13 protein-coding genes are annotated in these 15,798 nt (G+C 71.8%); 6 read left to right on the top strand and 7 right to left on the bottom strand.

The features are described from left to right. Positions 1-43: 43 nt before the first annotated feature. Positions 44-1,405, bottom strand: coding sequence for an FAD-dependent oxidoreductase (locus tag ACWG52_RS34290; protein WP_389812896.1), 1,362 nt, complete (start codon positions 1,403-1,405; stop codon positions 44-46). Between the two features lie 208 nt (positions 1,406-1,613). Here ACWG52_RS34290 and ACWG52_RS34285 point away from each other — a divergent pair, with 208 nt between their 5' ends. The 3 genes from ACWG52_RS34285 to ACWG52_RS34275 all read left to right on the top strand — a co-directional run bounded on the left by ACWG52_RS34285 (position 1,614) and on the right by ACWG52_RS34275 (position 3,447). Next, positions 1,614-1,805: a DUF5302 domain-containing protein gene (locus ACWG52_RS34285; protein WP_389812893.1), complete on the top strand. Its 192-nt coding sequence runs from the start codon at positions 1,614-1,616 to the stop codon at positions 1,803-1,805. 168 nt (positions 1,806-1,973) lie between these two features. Next, entirely contained in the window at positions 1,974-2,387 is a 414-nt protein-coding gene (locus ACWG52_RS34280) for a rodlin (protein WP_389812890.1), read from the top strand. Positions 2,388-2,532: 145 nt separating this feature from the next. Continuing rightward, positions 2,533-3,447, top strand: coding sequence for a glycoside hydrolase family 19 protein (locus ACWG52_RS34275; RefSeq protein WP_389812887.1), 915 nt, complete (start codon positions 2,533-2,535; stop codon positions 3,445-3,447). A gap of 18 nt (positions 3,448-3,465) precedes the next feature. Here ACWG52_RS34275 and ACWG52_RS34270 read toward each other — a convergent pair whose 3' ends face one another. From ACWG52_RS34270 to ACWG52_RS34255, 4 genes are all read right to left on the bottom strand, one after another. Continuing rightward, the gene (locus ACWG52_RS34270; protein ID WP_390136538.1) at positions 3,466-6,231 is read right to left on the bottom strand and encodes an AAA family ATPase; all 2,766 of its coding nucleotides are present in this window, start codon (positions 6,229-6,231) and stop codon (positions 3,466-3,468) included. 216 nt (positions 6,232-6,447) lie between these two features. Further along, positions 6,448-8,211 carry a S8 family serine peptidase gene (locus ACWG52_RS34265; protein ID WP_389813216.1) on the bottom strand — a complete coding sequence of 588 codons (1,764 nt, stop codon included), beginning with the start codon at positions 8,209-8,211 and terminating at the stop codon, positions 6,448-6,450. Between the two features lie 447 nt (positions 8,212-8,658). Further along, a complete protein-coding gene (locus tag ACWG52_RS34260) occupies positions 8,659-9,408 on the bottom strand; it encodes a DUF1838 family protein (RefSeq protein ID WP_389812885.1) in 750 nt (249 codons plus the stop codon). 216 nt (positions 9,409-9,624) lie between these two features. Beyond that, positions 9,625-10,608, bottom strand: coding sequence for a phosphotransferase family protein (locus ACWG52_RS34255; RefSeq protein ID WP_453126862.1), 984 nt, complete (start codon positions 10,606-10,608; stop codon positions 9,625-9,627). 82 nt (positions 10,609-10,690) lie between these two features. Here ACWG52_RS34255 and ACWG52_RS34250 point away from each other — a divergent pair, with 82 nt between their 5' ends. The 3 genes from ACWG52_RS34250 to ACWG52_RS34240 all read left to right on the top strand — a co-directional run bounded on the left by ACWG52_RS34250 (position 10,691) and on the right by ACWG52_RS34240 (position 13,134). Next, positions 10,691-11,689, top strand: coding sequence for a DUF1996 domain-containing protein (locus tag ACWG52_RS34250; RefSeq protein ID WP_390136355.1), 999 nt, complete (start codon positions 10,691-10,693; stop codon positions 11,687-11,689). Positions 11,690-11,800: 111 nt separating this feature from the next. Beyond that, complete coding sequence (locus ACWG52_RS34245) at positions 11,801-12,412, top strand: sigma-70 family RNA polymerase sigma factor (RefSeq protein WP_030725819.1); 612 nt, start codon at positions 11,801-11,803, stop codon at positions 12,410-12,412. Beyond that, the gene (locus ACWG52_RS34240) at positions 12,409-13,134 is read left to right on the top strand and encodes an anti-sigma factor (protein ID WP_375943532.1); all 726 of its coding nucleotides are present in this window, start codon (positions 12,409-12,411) and stop codon (positions 13,132-13,134) included. The genes ACWG52_RS34245 and ACWG52_RS34240 overlap by 4 nt, the downstream gene beginning before the upstream one ends. 466 nt (positions 13,135-13,600) lie before the next feature. Here the strand turns inward: ACWG52_RS34240 and ACWG52_RS34235 are convergent, their stop codons facing one another. Next, entirely contained in the window at positions 13,601-14,332 is a 732-nt protein-coding gene (locus ACWG52_RS34235; protein ID WP_033225830.1) for a DUF7873 family protein, read from the bottom strand. 9 nt (positions 14,333-14,341) lie between these two features. Further along, positions 14,342-15,760, bottom strand: coding sequence for a hypothetical protein (locus tag ACWG52_RS34230; RefSeq protein WP_453126858.1), 1,419 nt, complete (start codon positions 15,758-15,760; stop codon positions 14,342-14,344). Positions 15,761-15,798: the final 38 nt, after the last annotated feature.

The raw sequence follows: 15,798 nt of genomic DNA, 5'->3' as shown, positions 1-15,798 counted from the left end.
GCACCGAGGGCCGGAACCCGTACGGGTCCCGGCCCTCCCCTTACTACGCTCCGCTCGCTTCGAGCATGCCCTCACGCTCGACGATCTTCACCCGCTCGCGGCCCTGGGGCTCACCGAGGGCCTTCTCGGCCGCGTCGAGGCGGTGCCAGCCCTCCCACGTCGTGTAGCGGACGCCGCGCTCGGCGAGGAAGGCCTCCACGGCCTCCGGCGCCGGGGCGGCCGGCTCGCTCAGGCGGCCCTCCGCGTGGTCGGCGAGGAGGTTCGCGACGGTCTCGTTCGCGTCACCCTTGGTGTGGCCGATCAGGCCGACCGGACCGCGCCGGATCCATCCGGTGACGTACGTCGACCGCAGGTGGCCACCGGCGTCGATCACGCGGCCGCCCTCGTCCGGGACCGTGCCCGACTCGACGTCCCAGGGGAGCTTGGGCAGCTCGTCGGAGAGGTAGCCGACGGCCCGGTAGACGGACTGGATGTCCCAGTCGGTGAAGTTGCCGGTGCCCTTGACGTTGCCCGTGCCGTCGAGCTCGGTGCGCTCGGTACGCAGTCCGACGACCTTGCCGTCCTCACCGAGGATCTCGGCGGGCGACTCGAAGAAGTGCAGGAACAGCTTGTGCGGGCGCTCGCCGATGTCGCGGATCGCCCAGTTCTCCAGGGTCTTGGCGACCATGTCGGCCTGCTTGTTGGCGCGGCGGGTGGCTATGGAGCCCTCGTCGTAGTCGATGTCCTCGGGGTTGACGATGACCTCGATGTTGGGCGAGTGGTCCAGCTCACGGAGCTCCATGGGGCTGAACTTGGCCTGCGCCGGACCGCGGCGGCCGAAGACGTGCACCTCCAGGGCCTTGTTCGCCTTGAGGCCGTCGTAGACGTTCGCCGGGATCTCGGTCGGCAGCAGCTCGTCGGCCGTCTTCGCGAGGATGCGCGCGACGTCGAGGGCGACGTTGCCGACGCCGAGCACGGCGACCTTCTCGGCCTCCAGCGGCCAGGTGCGCGGGACGTCCGGGTGGCCGTCGTACCAGGAGACGAAGTCGGCGGCGCCGTAGGAGCCGTCGAGGTCGACGCCCGGGATGGTCAGCGCGCGGTCGGCCGTGGCGCCGGTGGAGAAGATCACGGCGTCGTAGAAGGACTGCAGCTCGTCGAGGCTGATGTCGTTCGGGTAGTCGACGTTGCCGAAGAGGCGGACCTGCGGCTTGTCGAGCACCTGGTGAAGGGCGGTGATGATGCCCTTGATCCGGGGGTGGTCGGGGGCGACGCCGTACCGGATCAGGCCGAAGGGCGCGGGCATCCGCTCGAAGAGGTCGATGGACACACCGGGCTCGACGGCTGCCTCGGACTTCAGCAGCGCGTCGGCGGCGTAGATACCGGCCGGGCCGGCACCGACGATTGCTACCCGCAGAGGGCGAGGCATGGCAGAGGTTCCCTTCGAGCGACGGCAAGGTGGATCAAAGGGAACCCTAAACGAAGGTAAACCTAACTCAGCACCCGGTGTCTCTTTATGACCCCATAATCAAAACTTATGACCTCCCCAAGCGACGCTTGGAGCATAGAGGAACTCGCTGGTCAGCGCCGGCGTCACCTGACAGACTGAAACCGCTCGATCACCCCAGGAGGACAAGATGGCTGACGAAACCGACACCCCGCAGGACGAGTCCCCGGCCGACGCGGCCAAGCGCAAGTTCCGCGAGGCCCTGGAACGCAACGCCGCGAACGCCCAGTCCCAGCAGTCCCACCAGAGCCGGGCGAAGGTCCAGGGTGCCAGCAGCGGCCCCGGCGGCAAGAACAAGAAGGTCCGCCGCAAGACGGGCTGACCCTCGATCCCGAGGAGCTCGCCCCCCGCCGCCACGGCCGGGGGTGGCTCGATCCGGCATTGGGCCACACGGGTGAGTGGGGATAACCCCGAGCACTGTCGACAGTTGATCAGCACGTCCCGCCGAGGGCAGCCATCACATGCGACAGTGCGACAGAAGGATCCCCACATGTTGAAGAAGTTCATGGCCACCGCAGCCGCCACCGCCGCCGTGCTCGGCGCGGGTGCCGCGGCCGCCTCCCCGGCGATGGCGATCGGCAACGACAACGGCATCAACACCGTGAACGGCAACAACGCGGCCCAGATCTACGGCAACCAGGAGACCGCGGGCAAGATGAGCCCGCAGCTCGGCGCCATCCAGGGCTCGCTGAACAAGCTCTGCGTCGGCCTGCCGGCCAAGGTCAACGCCCAGTCCGTGCTCGCGCTCATCGCGAACGTCGGCGTCCAGGACGTCAACGTGCTCGCCAACCCGCAGAACCAGCAGTGCGCCGAGAACTCCACCCAGGCCAAGGGCGACGAGGCCGTCTCGCACATCGCCAGCAACATCCCGATCCTCTCCGGAAACCTCTCCCAGGGCAGCTGATCGGCTCGATTCCGCGCCGGTGTCACGCGTCACGCGTGACACCGGCGCGTTTCATTTGGTCTAGACCTTGACAGGTTCAGACCATTTTCGGTTCAGTGGGCACCGTTGCCCCCACGGCAAGTCCCCCCACTGAAGGAGCAGTTACGTGATACGTGCGCTTCGCCTCCGCGCCCTCGCCCTCACCGCCGCCGCGGCCGTCACGGCCGGCCTCGCCCTCACCCTCCCCTCCTCCTCCGCCGTCGCCGCGACCCCCTGCGCCGGCGCCTGGGCCTCCTCGGCCGTCTACACGGGCGGCATGAGCGCCTCGTACGGCGGCCACAACTGGCAGGCGAAGTGGTGGACCCAGGGCGAGACGCCCGGCACCACCGGCCAGTGGGGCGTCTGGGCGGACCAGGGCACCTGCGGCGGCGGGAGCACGGACCCGGACCCGGGCAACCCCTCCGGATTCGTGGTCTCCGAGGCCCAGTTCAACCAGATGTTCCCGAACCGGAACCCCTTCTACACCTACAACGGCCTGGTCGCGGCGCTGTCCGCCTACCCCGGATTCGCCAAGACCGGCGACGACACCACCAAGAAGCGCGAGGCCGCGGCCTTCCTCGCCAACGTCTCCCACGAGACGGGCGGACTCGTGCACATCGTGGAGCAGAACACCGCCAACTACCCCCACTACTGCGACGCGAGCCAGCCGTACGGTTGTCCCGCCGGGCAGGCCGCCTACTACGGGCGCGGACCCATCCAGCTCAGTTGGAACTTCAACTACAAGGCCGCCGGTGACGCCCTCGGCATCAACCTGCTCGCCAACCCGTACCTCGTGGAGCAGGATCCGGCCGTCGCCATGAAGACGGCGCTCTGGTACTGGAACACCCAGAACGGCCCGGGCACGATGACCGCCCACGCCGCCATGGTGAACGGCGCGGGCTTCGGGGAGACCATCCGCTCGATCAACGGCTCCCTGGAGTGCAACGGCGGCAACCCCGCCCAGGTCCAGAGCCGTATCTCGAAGTACCAGAGCTTCACGCAGCTGCTCGGGGTGACCCCCGGGAACAACCTCGGCTGCTGAGCCGCGGTGCCGTGACGGTCACCGCGTGCGCAGCGCGGTGGCCAGCTGGGCCCGGGAGCGGACGTCGAGCTTCTGGTAGATACGGGTCAGCCGGGCCTCCACCGTCTTGACGCTGAGGAACAGCTTCGCCGCGGCCTCCTGGTTGCTGGCGCCCTGGCTGACCAGCAGCGCGAGCCGGGTCTCGGCATCGGTCAGGGTCGCGGCCGCCGGTACCCGCGCACCGGCGCCGTCGCCGGGGGCCGGTTCCCTGGCGAGTTCCGTCCAGGGGGCGGCCCCGGCCCGGTCGAACACCTCGGCCGCGGCCCGCAGCGCCGCGCGGGCCGGCGCCCGCCGGCGCCGGCGGCGCTCCACCCGGGCGAGGGCGAGCAGCGTACGGCCGCGTTCCAGCGGCAGCCGCAGCACGTCGAAGCGCTGGGCGGTGGCCTCCAGCAGATGCACGGCCGCGTCCGCGTCGCCCTGCGCCGACAGGCACAGCCCGCGGGCCCGGTCGAGGGCCGCGACGACCCCGGTCCGGCCGAGGCCGACGGCGATCGTGCGGACGGAGGCCAGCAACCGGGCCGCCTCCTCGGGGGCGTCCGCGGCGATCAGGGCCTCGGCGAGCTCCCCGTGCCAGCGCAGGATCGAGGGGTCCACCACCTGCTGGGCGGCCTCCAGTTCGGCGACCCGACGCAGGGTGGCGACGGCCTTCGCCGCCTCTCCCGTGGCGAGTTCGACGAGGCCGAGCGCATGCAGGCTGCGGGAGAGGAAGACCTGGTCCTGCTCCTCCTGGGAGGCCTGGATGCCGCGTCGGGCGTAGCCGGCGGCCCGGGCGAAGCTGCCGCCCATGGCCTCCGCCATCGCGGCGACGTACCAGGCGGGGCCGGGCGAGAGACCCGCGTCTATGGTGAGTTCCAGGGCGCGGCGGGCGTGGGCGGAGGCGGCCTCGCACCGGCCGCCGCGCAGTTCGACCTCGGTGAGGCTGCGCAGGACCTCGAAGACGTCCTCGGCGGAGCCGGTGCGCTGGACGGCGGGCAGCAGGACCATGAGCTGGCGGCGGGCGTCGTCGAGGCCGTCGTCGAAGAGGGCGTGCCGGACGGCGAGGTACTGGGGCGCGTTGCGCATGCCGAGCGGTACCTCGGGGGCGGGCAGGGCGAGGGCCTCGGCCAGGATCGCCTCGGCTCCGGGGTCGCCCAGGATCCGGCCCATCCGGGCCCGTACCGTCAGGGCCATGGCCTCGGCGACCTGGTCGCCGCCGAGTGCGGCGAGCGCCCCGGCGCGGGCCGCGGCGTCGCGGGAGCGGACCGGGTCGCCGTCGCTGAGGTTGTGCTTCCAGGCGATCCTCAGTTGGACGGCGGCCTGCAGCGAGGGGTCGCCCGCGGCCTCGTCCATGGCGTACGCGATGGTCTCGTCGAGGGCGCCGAGGGCCTGCCCGGCGGCGTCGATCACGGCGAGCCGGGCCCGGACCCGGTCGGCGGGCGAGGCGTCGCGCGCCAGGACGGCTCCGGTGGCACGGCGGGCGAGGTCGGCGCGGCCGGACCAGCCGGCGTCCTCGGCGGCCGCGACCAGGCGGGCCAGTTCCTCGCCGGCCAGCCAGGACGGCGTACGTTCGGCGGCGAGCAGGCCCAGTTCGGCGGCGAGGGCACGCTGGCCCCGGCGCCGGCAGGCCGCGGCGGCCTCGGTGATCTCCTCGGCCAGCCACTGGTCGGGGGTGTCCACGGCCAGCGCGCGGTGTCGTACGGCCTGGACGGGATCGTCGACGGCCTCGGCCAGGGCGGCGTGCCCGGCGGCGCGTTCGGGCCAGCCCGCGTCGGCGGCCAGCGCGGTCGGCAGGGCGCCGGCGGTGAACTCGACGGAGCCGTCCTCCCCCACCCTGACCAGCGCGGCCCGTTCCGCCTCGGCCAGCTCGGCCTCGGCGTCGGGCCGGCCCGCCCGGCGCAGCAGGGAGATGGTGGGGCGGGCTGCGAGGGCGGCGAGCAGCAGGGTGCGGCGGGCCTGGACGGGGGCTCCGGCCAGGAGCCGGCGGGCCACCTCGCGGGCCTGTCCGGAGACGGGCAGGGCGTCGGCGTGGTGGGCGCTGCAGTCGCGGGCCTCGGCGGCTTCGGCGAGGGAGTGGCCGAGGGCGAGGGCCAGGCGCGGGTTGCCGCCGCTGGCCTGGTGGATGCGGCCGGCGAGGCGGGCCGGGAGGCCGTGGCGGACGAGGAGTTCGGCTACCTCGTCGGCGCCCAGCGGGGGGACACGGATGGCGGGGACGCCGGGGCCGCAGAGGGGTTCGCCCACCGGGACCCCGCCCTGGACGCATTCGGCGACCAGGACCCGTACGCCGGGCGGGGTGAGGCGCAGGGCGAAGCGGAGCAGGTCGGTGCTCTCGGCGTCGAGCCACTGGGCGTTGTCGAGGACGAGGAGGACGGGGTGCCGGTCGGCGAGCGCCCGCAGCACCTCGACGACGGCGAGGCGCAGTGCGATGTGGTCGCGGCCGGCCCGGGGGGCGTCGGCCTCGCGGCGCAGGAGGGCGATGGCGGTGCGCTGGGGACCCGAGAGCTGGTCCAGGGCGGCGCCGGGTACGGAGGCGAGGAGGGCGGCGGCGGACGCCTCGGGTATCCATTGGTCGGCGGCCTCGGGGGCCAGACACAGCACGGTCTCGCGGCGTGCTTCGGCCGCGGCCACGACGGCGCGCACGACCTCGGTCTTGCCCGCGCCGGCCGGTCCGATCAACAGCGCCCGGCCGTGCGCGGTCAACGCGCGGTCGACCGCCTTGACCAGTTCTCCGTGTCCGACACTTGTGTCAGCGTGCCCCGTCGCCGCCACCACGCACAGCCACCAGCCTCTCGATCCCCAGCTCCTGTGCCCTTCCTGTGAGAGGCGACAATACGAGGTCGAGTGGCGGGCGACCACGGATTGTGACGCAGAAATCAGTCACGTCCCGGGAAAACCCGTCGGACCTGCCGATACGAGGTGTATCAGCAGGTCCGCGGGCTCGCTTTGGTCCGTACTATCTGGCCGTCAGGCCGAGTTGGCTCCTGATCAGAAGGTCAGGTTCCAGGAGTCGATCTTGCCGGTGTCGCCGCCGGCGTTGTCGTTGACGCGCAGCTTCCAGGTGCCGTTGGCGACCTCGGAGGAGGCGTTCACGGTGTAGACCTGGTTGATGTTGGCCGTGCTGCCGCCGGAGCGGTTGTGCAGGTTGTAGACGCTGCCGTCCGGGGCGACCAGGTCGACCTTGAGGTCACCGATGTAGCTGTGAACGATGTTCACGCCCACCTTGAGGGCGGCCGGGGCGTTGCCGGTGACACCGGTGACGGTGATCGGGCTCTCCACGGTGGAGTTGTCCGCGATGGCGTAGTCCGTGGTGTTCTCGCGGCCCGAGGTGGGCGGCGTCGAGGTCACGGCGGCGACGGTCGCGGCCGCGTCGGCGAGGCCGGCGCCGCAGCCACCGGTGCAGGTGCCGGGCAGCGGACGGGCGTTGGTCTTGATCGCCGACTCGATCTGGGCCGGGGTCAGCGAGGTGTTCGCCGACTTCAGCAGCGCGGCCAGGCCCGCGATGTGCGGGGCGGCCATGCTGGTGCCCTGGTAGGGCTTGTAGATCTCGGCACCGGGGGTGGTGGTGCCGGCGTTCAGGGTGGAGAGGATCGCGTTCTCGGGGGTGGTGACGGTGCCGGGCGTGTCGGTGGCGCGGCGGGTCTCACCGCCCGGGGCGGCGATGTCGATGATCGAGCCGTAGTTGGAGTAGTACGAGCGCTCGCCGGCGCGGTTCGTCGACGCCACGTTGATCACGTTGTTGCAGCTGGCGGGCGAGTAGCCGGACGCGTTGGCGTTGCTGTTGCCGGCGGCGACCACGACGGTCGTACCGCGGGCGACGGCGGCGTTGATGGCGTTCTGGTAGCTGGTGCCGCAGGCACCGGGGCCGCCGAGGCTCATGTTGATGACCTTGGCGGGGGTGGCGTTGGCCGGGACGCCCGCGACGGAGCCGCCGGAGGCCCAGGTGATCGCGTCGACGATGTCCGAGGTGGCACCGCCGCACTTGCCGAGCACGCGGACGGGCTGGATCTTCGCGCCGTAGGCGATGCCGGCGACACCCTTGGAGTTGTTGGTGGCCGCGGCGATGGTGCCCGCGACGTGGGTGCCGTGCCAGGAGGAGGTGCTGGCCTTGGAGCCGACACCGCACTCGCCGTCGGTGGCGTTCCAGTCGCCCTCGTCGGCCGGGTTGCTGTCTCGGCCGTTGCCGTCGCGGGCCTCGGAGGAGGTCGAGATGAAGTCGTAGCCGGAGACGATGTTCGGCGCGACGTCCGAGTGGGCGACGTAGCCGGTGTCGATCACGGCGACGGTGACGCCGGAGCCCGTGGTCTTGTCCCAGGCGCCGGGGACGTTCATGCCGGCGGTGGACTCGAAGAGGTCCCACTGCTTGGCGTACTCGGTGTCGTTCGGGGTGACGGCCTGGGCGTAGGCGCGGGTGTCCGGCTCGACGTAGGCGACGTCCGGGTCTGCGCGGAACTGGGCCATCACGTTCGCCGCGTCGGCCGGGGCGGTCGCACCACCCAGGTTGACGAGCGCGGCACCGGTGCCGAGGCGGCGGTCGAACTTCGCCTTCTTGCCGGCCTTCTTGCCCTTGGCGGTGGCGTCGTCCGCCGCCGCGGTGTTCGAGCTGGCCTCGGTGGCCGAGGACTTGTATCCGACGATGAGGTTCTCGACCGGCGCGGTGGGGGCGACCGTGGCGGCGGGGGCCGCGGCGGGGGCCTCCACGGCCAGGGCCACGGAGGCGGTCGCGGAGCCGGCGAGCAGGGTGACCGACATGGCCACCACAGATATGAGCCTACGTCTGGAAGCGTGCACGTGTTCCCCTTCGAGGGCCGTTCCCGGGCATGCCGGAGCGGCCGGTCAGTGCAGTGTGGGAGGTTCCGGCGGCCGCGGGACCGGGAGCGAGTTGGTCGAGCTCGCCCCGGCTCCGCCGCGCGCCACGTCGCCCGAGCCGCAACAGCGGGGCCAGGCAACGGCGGTCCCGGCTCTCCCCCCGGCCGATGCCGCCTTCACGCCATGTGGGGTTGGCGTGTGTGCCGCAGAGCCAGGGGAAGATCGCCGGTGGGCAGACAGTAGGCAACACGGGGATGAACTCGATACGGGGAAAACCCTTGTCCACCCCCTGCGGCACCCCCCGGGGGCCCCTTGGCAGGGCTCTGACCAGGGATGTTCGGTGACCGCGCGCACGCCGCGCGGGACCGGGGGTGGAGGCGGGGGCCGGCTCTAGCGGGGCGGGAACAGCTTGCGGAAGTACGTCCAGCTGGTCTCGTTCGGCTCGCTCCACTTCTCCGGCGCATGGGCGAATTCAGGCTGATTTTCGGCGATATATGCGCGGGTGCGCTCCGGAACCTGCGCGTACGAGTCCAGCTTGCGGCCGCGGCAGTGGAAGGTGAGGCCGCCGGGGCGCTGCCCCTGTTCCATCCAGGGCAGCCACGGGGACATCCGGGTCCAGGACATCGTGGCGGGGACGCTCACCGCGTCGGTGGTCAAGGTGCTCGCGGGCGCGAAGAACTCGAACAGCTCCAGGGCTCGGTAGGTGTCGTCGGCGGACTGTGCCGGGTACTCCGCGACCGGCAGGGGCGAGGGGTAGGCCAGCGGGATCTCCAGGCTGAAGCAGATCTGGTCACCCAGGTCCGTCATGGGGACCGGGAAGGGGCGCCACTTCTGGTCGGCCGGATCGTTCCGGACGTGGACGACCGGCTTGTCCTGCCAGGTCTCCAGGATCTCCCGGGTCACGGGGTCGAGGTAGAAGGCGGCTTCCCGGGACAGGAGCTGGTAGCCGCCGATTTCCTCGTCCGCCACGAGGCGCGCGACGTTGAGCCCTTCGAAGCCGAAGAGGCGCCGGTAGGGCTCGCCCGGGGCCCAGGAGTGGACGTCCCCGGTCCACCAGTAGGTGACCTCGGCGCCGTCGAGCGAGGCGCGGGTGCGGGCGAAGGCGTGCAGGAGCTCGGCCGGTGTCAGCTCTGTTGTCATACGCCCCACTGTGCGCGGTCGCCGCACGGCCGGACAAGCGGCCCCACGGACAACCTCGGCCGCGCCGGCGCCTGCGGGACCCGGTGCCTCACGCCGAGTTGGGGCGCACCGCGGCGGTCGTCGGCCGGATCCTCGGGACCGACGTCCTCGGCTGAGCGCTCGCCGTATCCCGGCCGACGTCGGTGCGCGACGGGCGGCCGGTCGGGATGCGGCGACTCAGGCGTACCGCTCGAAGAGGGCGTGGAGGTACCCCTCCAGCCGCTCGGTCAGGACACGAGCCGTCAGGTCGACGCGGCCCAACTCGCGCCAGGGCACGCCGACCTTCTCCGCGTCCGGCGCGAAGCCCAGCGCGTCCAGCAGCCGCCAGTGGAGATGGGCGGTGCGGTCCTCGGCCAGGGTTCCTCCCGCGGCGGCGTAACGGTCGGCGAAGCGCATCCCCGCCGGTACGCCGTGCAGCAGGGCGAGGGCCGTCGAGCAGTGCGCCACGTCCAGGTCGGCGGGCCCCCAGGAGGTCTCCACCCAGTCGACGACACCGCTGATCCGCAGATCCTCGCCCGTACCCGTGAACAGGACGTTCCCCGGGTGGAAGTCCCGGTGCAGGAAGCGGCCCTGGTAGGCCGGGGGTTCGCGGCGGATGACGTCGATGGCCCGCTGCCACAGTTCGGGCCGCTCGGTGTCCGCGGGCGGACTCACGCGCTCGGCGGAGGCCCAGGGCTGGTAGGTGCGCGGCCGCCGCTGCGCGGGCACCTGCAGGTGATGGATGCGTACCAGTTGGCGGGCCAGCAGGTCGGCCCGGTCGTCGGCCTGCCGGTCGCCCACGCGCACGGTTCCCGGCAGCAGGGACATCAGCAAGGAGGGGTGGTCGCAGTGCCGCGCCGTCGCGTCCACCGCCACCAGTTCGGCCGCCGGTACGTCCGTGTCCGCGAGCAGCCGCAGGATGTCCGCCTCACGGGTCAGCAGTCCCTCCGCGTGCCGGACGTAGAAGGGTGCGACGAAGGACCGCAGCACGAGCGAGCGCCGACCGTCCGGGCCGCCCAGGTCCAGCCGGCGCATCCGCGAGGTCCAGCCGCCGCGCAGCCGTACGACGTTCTCGACGCGTTCGGCCTCGGACAGCCCGTGCTCCACCCAGGAGCGCGTGGCGTCCCAACCCTCGCCGTACGGATCGTCGCCCACGCCTTCGGTCTCTTCGCCCGCCGTCATGGAGACAGCCTATCGATCTTCCCCGGACCACCATCCGGATGTCAGGTTGACGACGGCGACGCCAGCGGCGACGGTGACCGGCATGGGGAACGAACACCGGCTGCTCACTCTCGCCCTCTGCCTGGTCCTGAGCGGCGTGCTGATCGCGGCGGTACTGGGGGCGTGGCGAGCGGTCGGCCCGCAGGCCGGGGCGGCGGACGGGCGGCCGGTGGCCTCCGACTACGTGGACATCCGTGAGGTTCCGCGCGTTCCGGCGGCCGCTCCCGCCTCCGGGGCCGAGGGGTCGACCGGTTCGATGGTGGTGGATTGCGGCCGCAACGAGGAGCGTCACTACAACGAGGACAATCTCGTGGTCTCGCCCGGCCTGCCGGGCGGCGCCCATCACACGCACGCCTACGTGGGGAACCTCGCCACCGACGCGCTGTCGACGGAGGCCTCGTTGGCCGCGGCCGCCACGAGCTGTGCGGGCGGCGACCGGTCCACGTACTACTGGCCCGTCCTGCGTCGCCCCGATCGGCCGGGCACGCGCCCGCACGAGGATTCGGCGGGGCACGGCAACGTCGGCGAGATCGTGCCGGAGGCCTCGGTCCAGGTGGAGTTCCGCGGCAATCCCGTGAGCAAGGTGGTGCCGATGCCGCGCTTCCTGCGCGGGATGACCGGGGACGCCGTCGCGTACACGGCGGGCAGCGAGGCGGACGTCCGGGCGCGGTGGGGGTGTTCGGGCTCCCCCGACCGGGCCACCACCCGCTATCCGCGCTGCCCGGCGGGCGAGCGCGTCACCCGCACCCTCGTCTTCCCGAGCTGTTGGAACGGCATCGACACCGTCGGCGTCACGCACCGCTCGCACCTGCTGTTCACCGCCGCGAACGGCGTCTGCCCGAAGGACACCTTCCCGGTGCCCGAACTGCGGGTCTCCCTCGCCTACGACATCCCCTCGGGGCTGAACGTGGCCCTCGACTCCTTCCCCGAGCAGCGGCACAGCCCGAAGACGGATCACGCGATGTTCGTGAACGTGATGACCGATCGGCAGATGGCCACGGTCGTCGACTGCCTCAACAAGGGCCGTGTCTGCCGGACCTGAGCGACCCGACCCGAGCGACGGGATCCGAGTGACGTAGGTCACGTGAACCGAATCCGTCCTGGTGGCGTGTTCCGACCGCACCACATATGCGAGGAAGACGGAGAGGGTGAGATGGCCGGACCACTGTGGCCCCGCACTCGGCGGGGCTCGACCGATGAGGCACTGATCAAGTCGGTGTACGAGGAGCACGGCCACGCCCTGCTCGCGTACGCCACCCGACTGACCGGGGATCGGGCCGCCGCCGAGGATGTCGTACAGGAGACGCTGATCCGGGCCTGGCGCCACTCCGAGGTGCTGGTCAACGGAAAGGGCTCGGTGCGCGGCTGGCTGCTCACGGTGGCCCGCAACATCATCACCGACCGCTACCGGGCCAAGGCCGCCCGACCGCCCGAGGTGTCCGGGGCCTCGTCCGCTCCCCCGGTGGAGGCGGACCACGCCGATTCCGTGGTGGACAGCATGACGGTCCTGGGGGCCCTCGATCAGCTGTCGCCGGAACACCGGGACGTCCTGAAGGAGTTGTACTACCGACAGCTCAGCGTGGCGGAGGCGGCCGACAGCCTCGGCATCCCGGCGGGTACGGTCAAATCTCGCTCGCACTACGCCCTCAAGGCGCTGCGCGACGTCTTCAAGAGCGACGGATTCAGGGACATCGGTTCCAGAGAAGGAAAGCGATCGGGCAGGCCGCCCCAGCAGCCCGCCGGACTGCGTGAGGTGGTGGCATGAACCGGCAGCGGCACGAGGAGGAACTGCTCGGCCCCTACGTGCTCGGCGTCCTGGACGTCGAGGAGATCCGCCGGGTCGAGGAACACACCAGCGGATGCGTGCAGTGCCGGGAGGAGGTGGCCGCGTTGCGCGAGATGGAGGCGGCTCTGGGCGAGGTGCCCGACGAGGCGTTCCTCGACGGACCGCCGCAGGGCGGTGACCTGCTGCTCCAGCGCACCCTGCGGCAGATGCGCGGTGAGCGGGCCGGTGACTCGCGACGGCGCGCGGGCCTCGCGGGACTGGCCGTGGCGGCCTCGTTGGCCGCCGTGTTCTGGGCCGGCACCCAGCTGGGTACGGGCGATCCGGACGCGGTCGCGCTGCCCGCACCACCGTCCCCGACGGCCACGGCGAACCCTTCGCCGCCGCCCGCCGGGACCAAGACGCTCTCCGGGACCGATCAGTCCTCGGGCGCGCGGATGACCGTGCAGATGACGCCCGCGACGAAGTGGGTGCGGGTGCGCGCCGCGGTCACGGGAGTTCCACCGGGTGAGCGGTGCCGGCTGGTCGTGGTCTCCAAGAACGGCACGCGCACGACCGCGGGCAGTTGGGTCGTGGGCGGCCAGGAGAACGGCGAGGGCAAGGGCGCGGGGCTGGACGGTTCGGCGGCCGTGGACCCGGCGGACGTCAAGGCGATCCTGGTCGAGAACGAGTCGGGCCGGACGTTCGTGTCCGTACCGGTCTGACCGGAGCGCGAGCCCGGACCCCGGACTCCGGTTCCGGGGTCCGGGGTCCGGGGTCCGGGCGGGGACCGGGCCGGAACGTGACGGAGCCCGGGAGCATATCCAGCTCCCGGGCTCCTGTGTGCCACCCAATTGCGCACACCGGCACGTTTAAGAGTCGCGGATCATTCTTAGATCGACGTGTTCTACCTTTGAACTACCGCGCCATGAGAAGAGGCACAGAGGGGACTTGAACCCCCATCCATCGATGATCGTCCACGCTCGGTCGATCCGGTGTTCGGCGGCGAATACTGAGACTGGAGCGATAATCTGAGATTGAAGGGCCGCCTCTACCAGCTTGGGCCACCCCGGCTCGCAATGCCGGGGGAGGGATTCGAACCCCCAACTGACACCCTCGTTCAGCTTCAACATCAGTTTCAGCTTGCGCTCTCGCGCACCCCCCGCAGACATGCGGAGGGAGTCTTCGGGGCTACTTGAACAAGTAGCCGAACACCGCGTCGCCGATCCGCTGGTCGGTGACCTCGGCGCTGTTGGCCTCCTCGCGGGCGAACTTGACGGCCTGCTGGAGCTTCTCCACGCGGTCGAGCAGCTCGTTGACCCGACGGGCCGGCAGCGCACCGGAGAACTTCACGGTCGTCCAGTACCCGACCGGAACGTCCTCGTAGTACACCTCGACCTGCGCCGGGTGCTTCTCGGTGGCCTCGGCCTTCACGTGGTTGCGCGGCACCTTCTTGGTACGGATGGTGCGCACCGGGTCCGTCTTCCAGGAGTCCGTGGACGGGTCCAGGTTCCAGGATTCGGAGGCGTCCAGCACCGGCAGCTTCCGTACGAAGGTGTGCATGTCGGTGAGCTGCTTCTCCAGGAAGAGCAGGTACGGCACGGGCACCTGCGCCAGCAGGACCGTTCCGTCCACGACGACATCGGCGGCCGCGGTGCGGTTGGCCCAGTCCTTGGTCGCCGTCACGTCGAACAGCCTCGTCAGGGTGCCGGCCGTCGCCCGCAGCACGTCCTCGGCCTTGACCTGCACCCGGGTCGACTCGGGCGGCAGCTGCTCGCCCTCCTCGTCCTTGGGCTGGTAGGTCCGGGAGATTCCGGCCAGCAGGGCGGGCTTCTGGACGTCGTGGTGAGCCTGCGTGAGCTCTTGGAGGGACTTGGACTTGACGCCCTTTTCCACTGCGATGATCTGATTCAACTTCGGCACGTGATCAACCTAGCAGCCGATCGTCCGCTCATTCATCGGAATTTCCGGCACCTTCGCCCGGTCCAGCAACTGACGCATATCCGCGGCGGGAAGTGCGGGATTGGCGGCCGCGGCGGCCGCCGCCTCGGGATCAGGGTCGGCGAGCAACTCCCGGATCCGGGCCACCGGGAGCCGGGGGTCCCGGCCGGCGGCGCCGCGTGTTTCCGGGTCCCGGACGAGCCGGTCCAGGAGTTCCGGCTCCAGGCCGGGGTCACGCAGGGCCAGGCGCCGGGCCCTCGGGTCCGGGGAGTCGCCGAGGCGTGCGGCGAGCCCGGCGGCGGGAAATCCCGGCCTGGAGACCAGCATGCCCACGGCGCGGTGGGTGCCGTTCAGGAACAGGTCGAGGAGCAACTCGGGCGGCGGCTCGGGGTGGAACTCGGCGAGCAGCAGCCGTACGGCGAAGTCCTCGTCGCCCGCGAGCAGTTCGACGGCGTCGGCCGGTAGGCCGGGGCAGACGGCGGCGCTGCGGCGCAGCCAGGTGTGCGCGGAACGGGCGCACTGCTGTAGGAACGCGGCGTCCGTTCGACGCTCCCACACCCATCCCAGGGTGGGCAGCCGGTCCTCGGCGTCCACGGTGTGGTCGACGGCGGCGCGCTCGGACTCGGTCAGCTCGGGGCGGGCCGACACCTGGAGGCGGACCCTCGGGTCGGGGTCGACGGCCAGCCGGGCCACCAGGTCGGGCGGGAGCGAGGGGTTGGCGGCGAGCGCGGCGATCCGTTCGCCCCGCGCGAGCAGGCGTTCTGCGAGTTCTCGGGTGAGTCGGCCCCTCGCCAGGACCTCCCCCAGGTGCCACCCGCTCCCCGAGCGGTCGACGAGCCAGGTGGTCCGTTCCTCGTCCTCGTGGCAGACCCGCAGGGCGGCGGCCTGCCGCACCTGTGGGTCCTCGTCGTGCAGGAGCCGCTCCCGGACCTCGTCCGCGAGCCGGCCCCAGGCACGGCAGGCCGCCTCCCGGAACATCGGGTCCTCGTGGTCCGCGAGTCCCGCCAGGATGTGGGCGGGTGCGGTGCCCCACCTGACCAGTTCGCCGGACACCATGCCCCTGGGGTGGTCGAGCAGCCGCTCGTAGGCCCGGTCCGGGAGCGGGGCCACCCGCCGCCGGTAGGCCAGGGGGCCGTGCGCCAGGGCGAGGTGGACCGACGCGGACGGGTCGTCGACCAGCCGGGCACGCTGGTAGGGGTCGGCTCCGCCGTTCTGGGCGAAGGCGGCCCGGACCCGGCGGTCCGGGTGGACGAGCACGGCCTCGACCACCTCTTGCGGAAGAGCCGCGCGCTGCGCAACCGCGCGACGCAGCCACTCGTCTTCGTGGCCGAGCAGTCGCAGCAGCACGTCCGCCGGTGCGGCCTCGTTCCCCGCGAGCCCGTGCAGCGGCTCCGTCCACCGATCGCCCATGCCGTCCTGATCCCTCCCCCGGTGACGCGGAACGGGCA

It is taken from the genome of Streptomyces sp. CLCI03 (assembly GCF_053615355.1).
The sequence above is the reverse complement of the archived record's forward strand: the minus strand, read 5'-3'. Positions and strand labels throughout refer to the sequence as shown.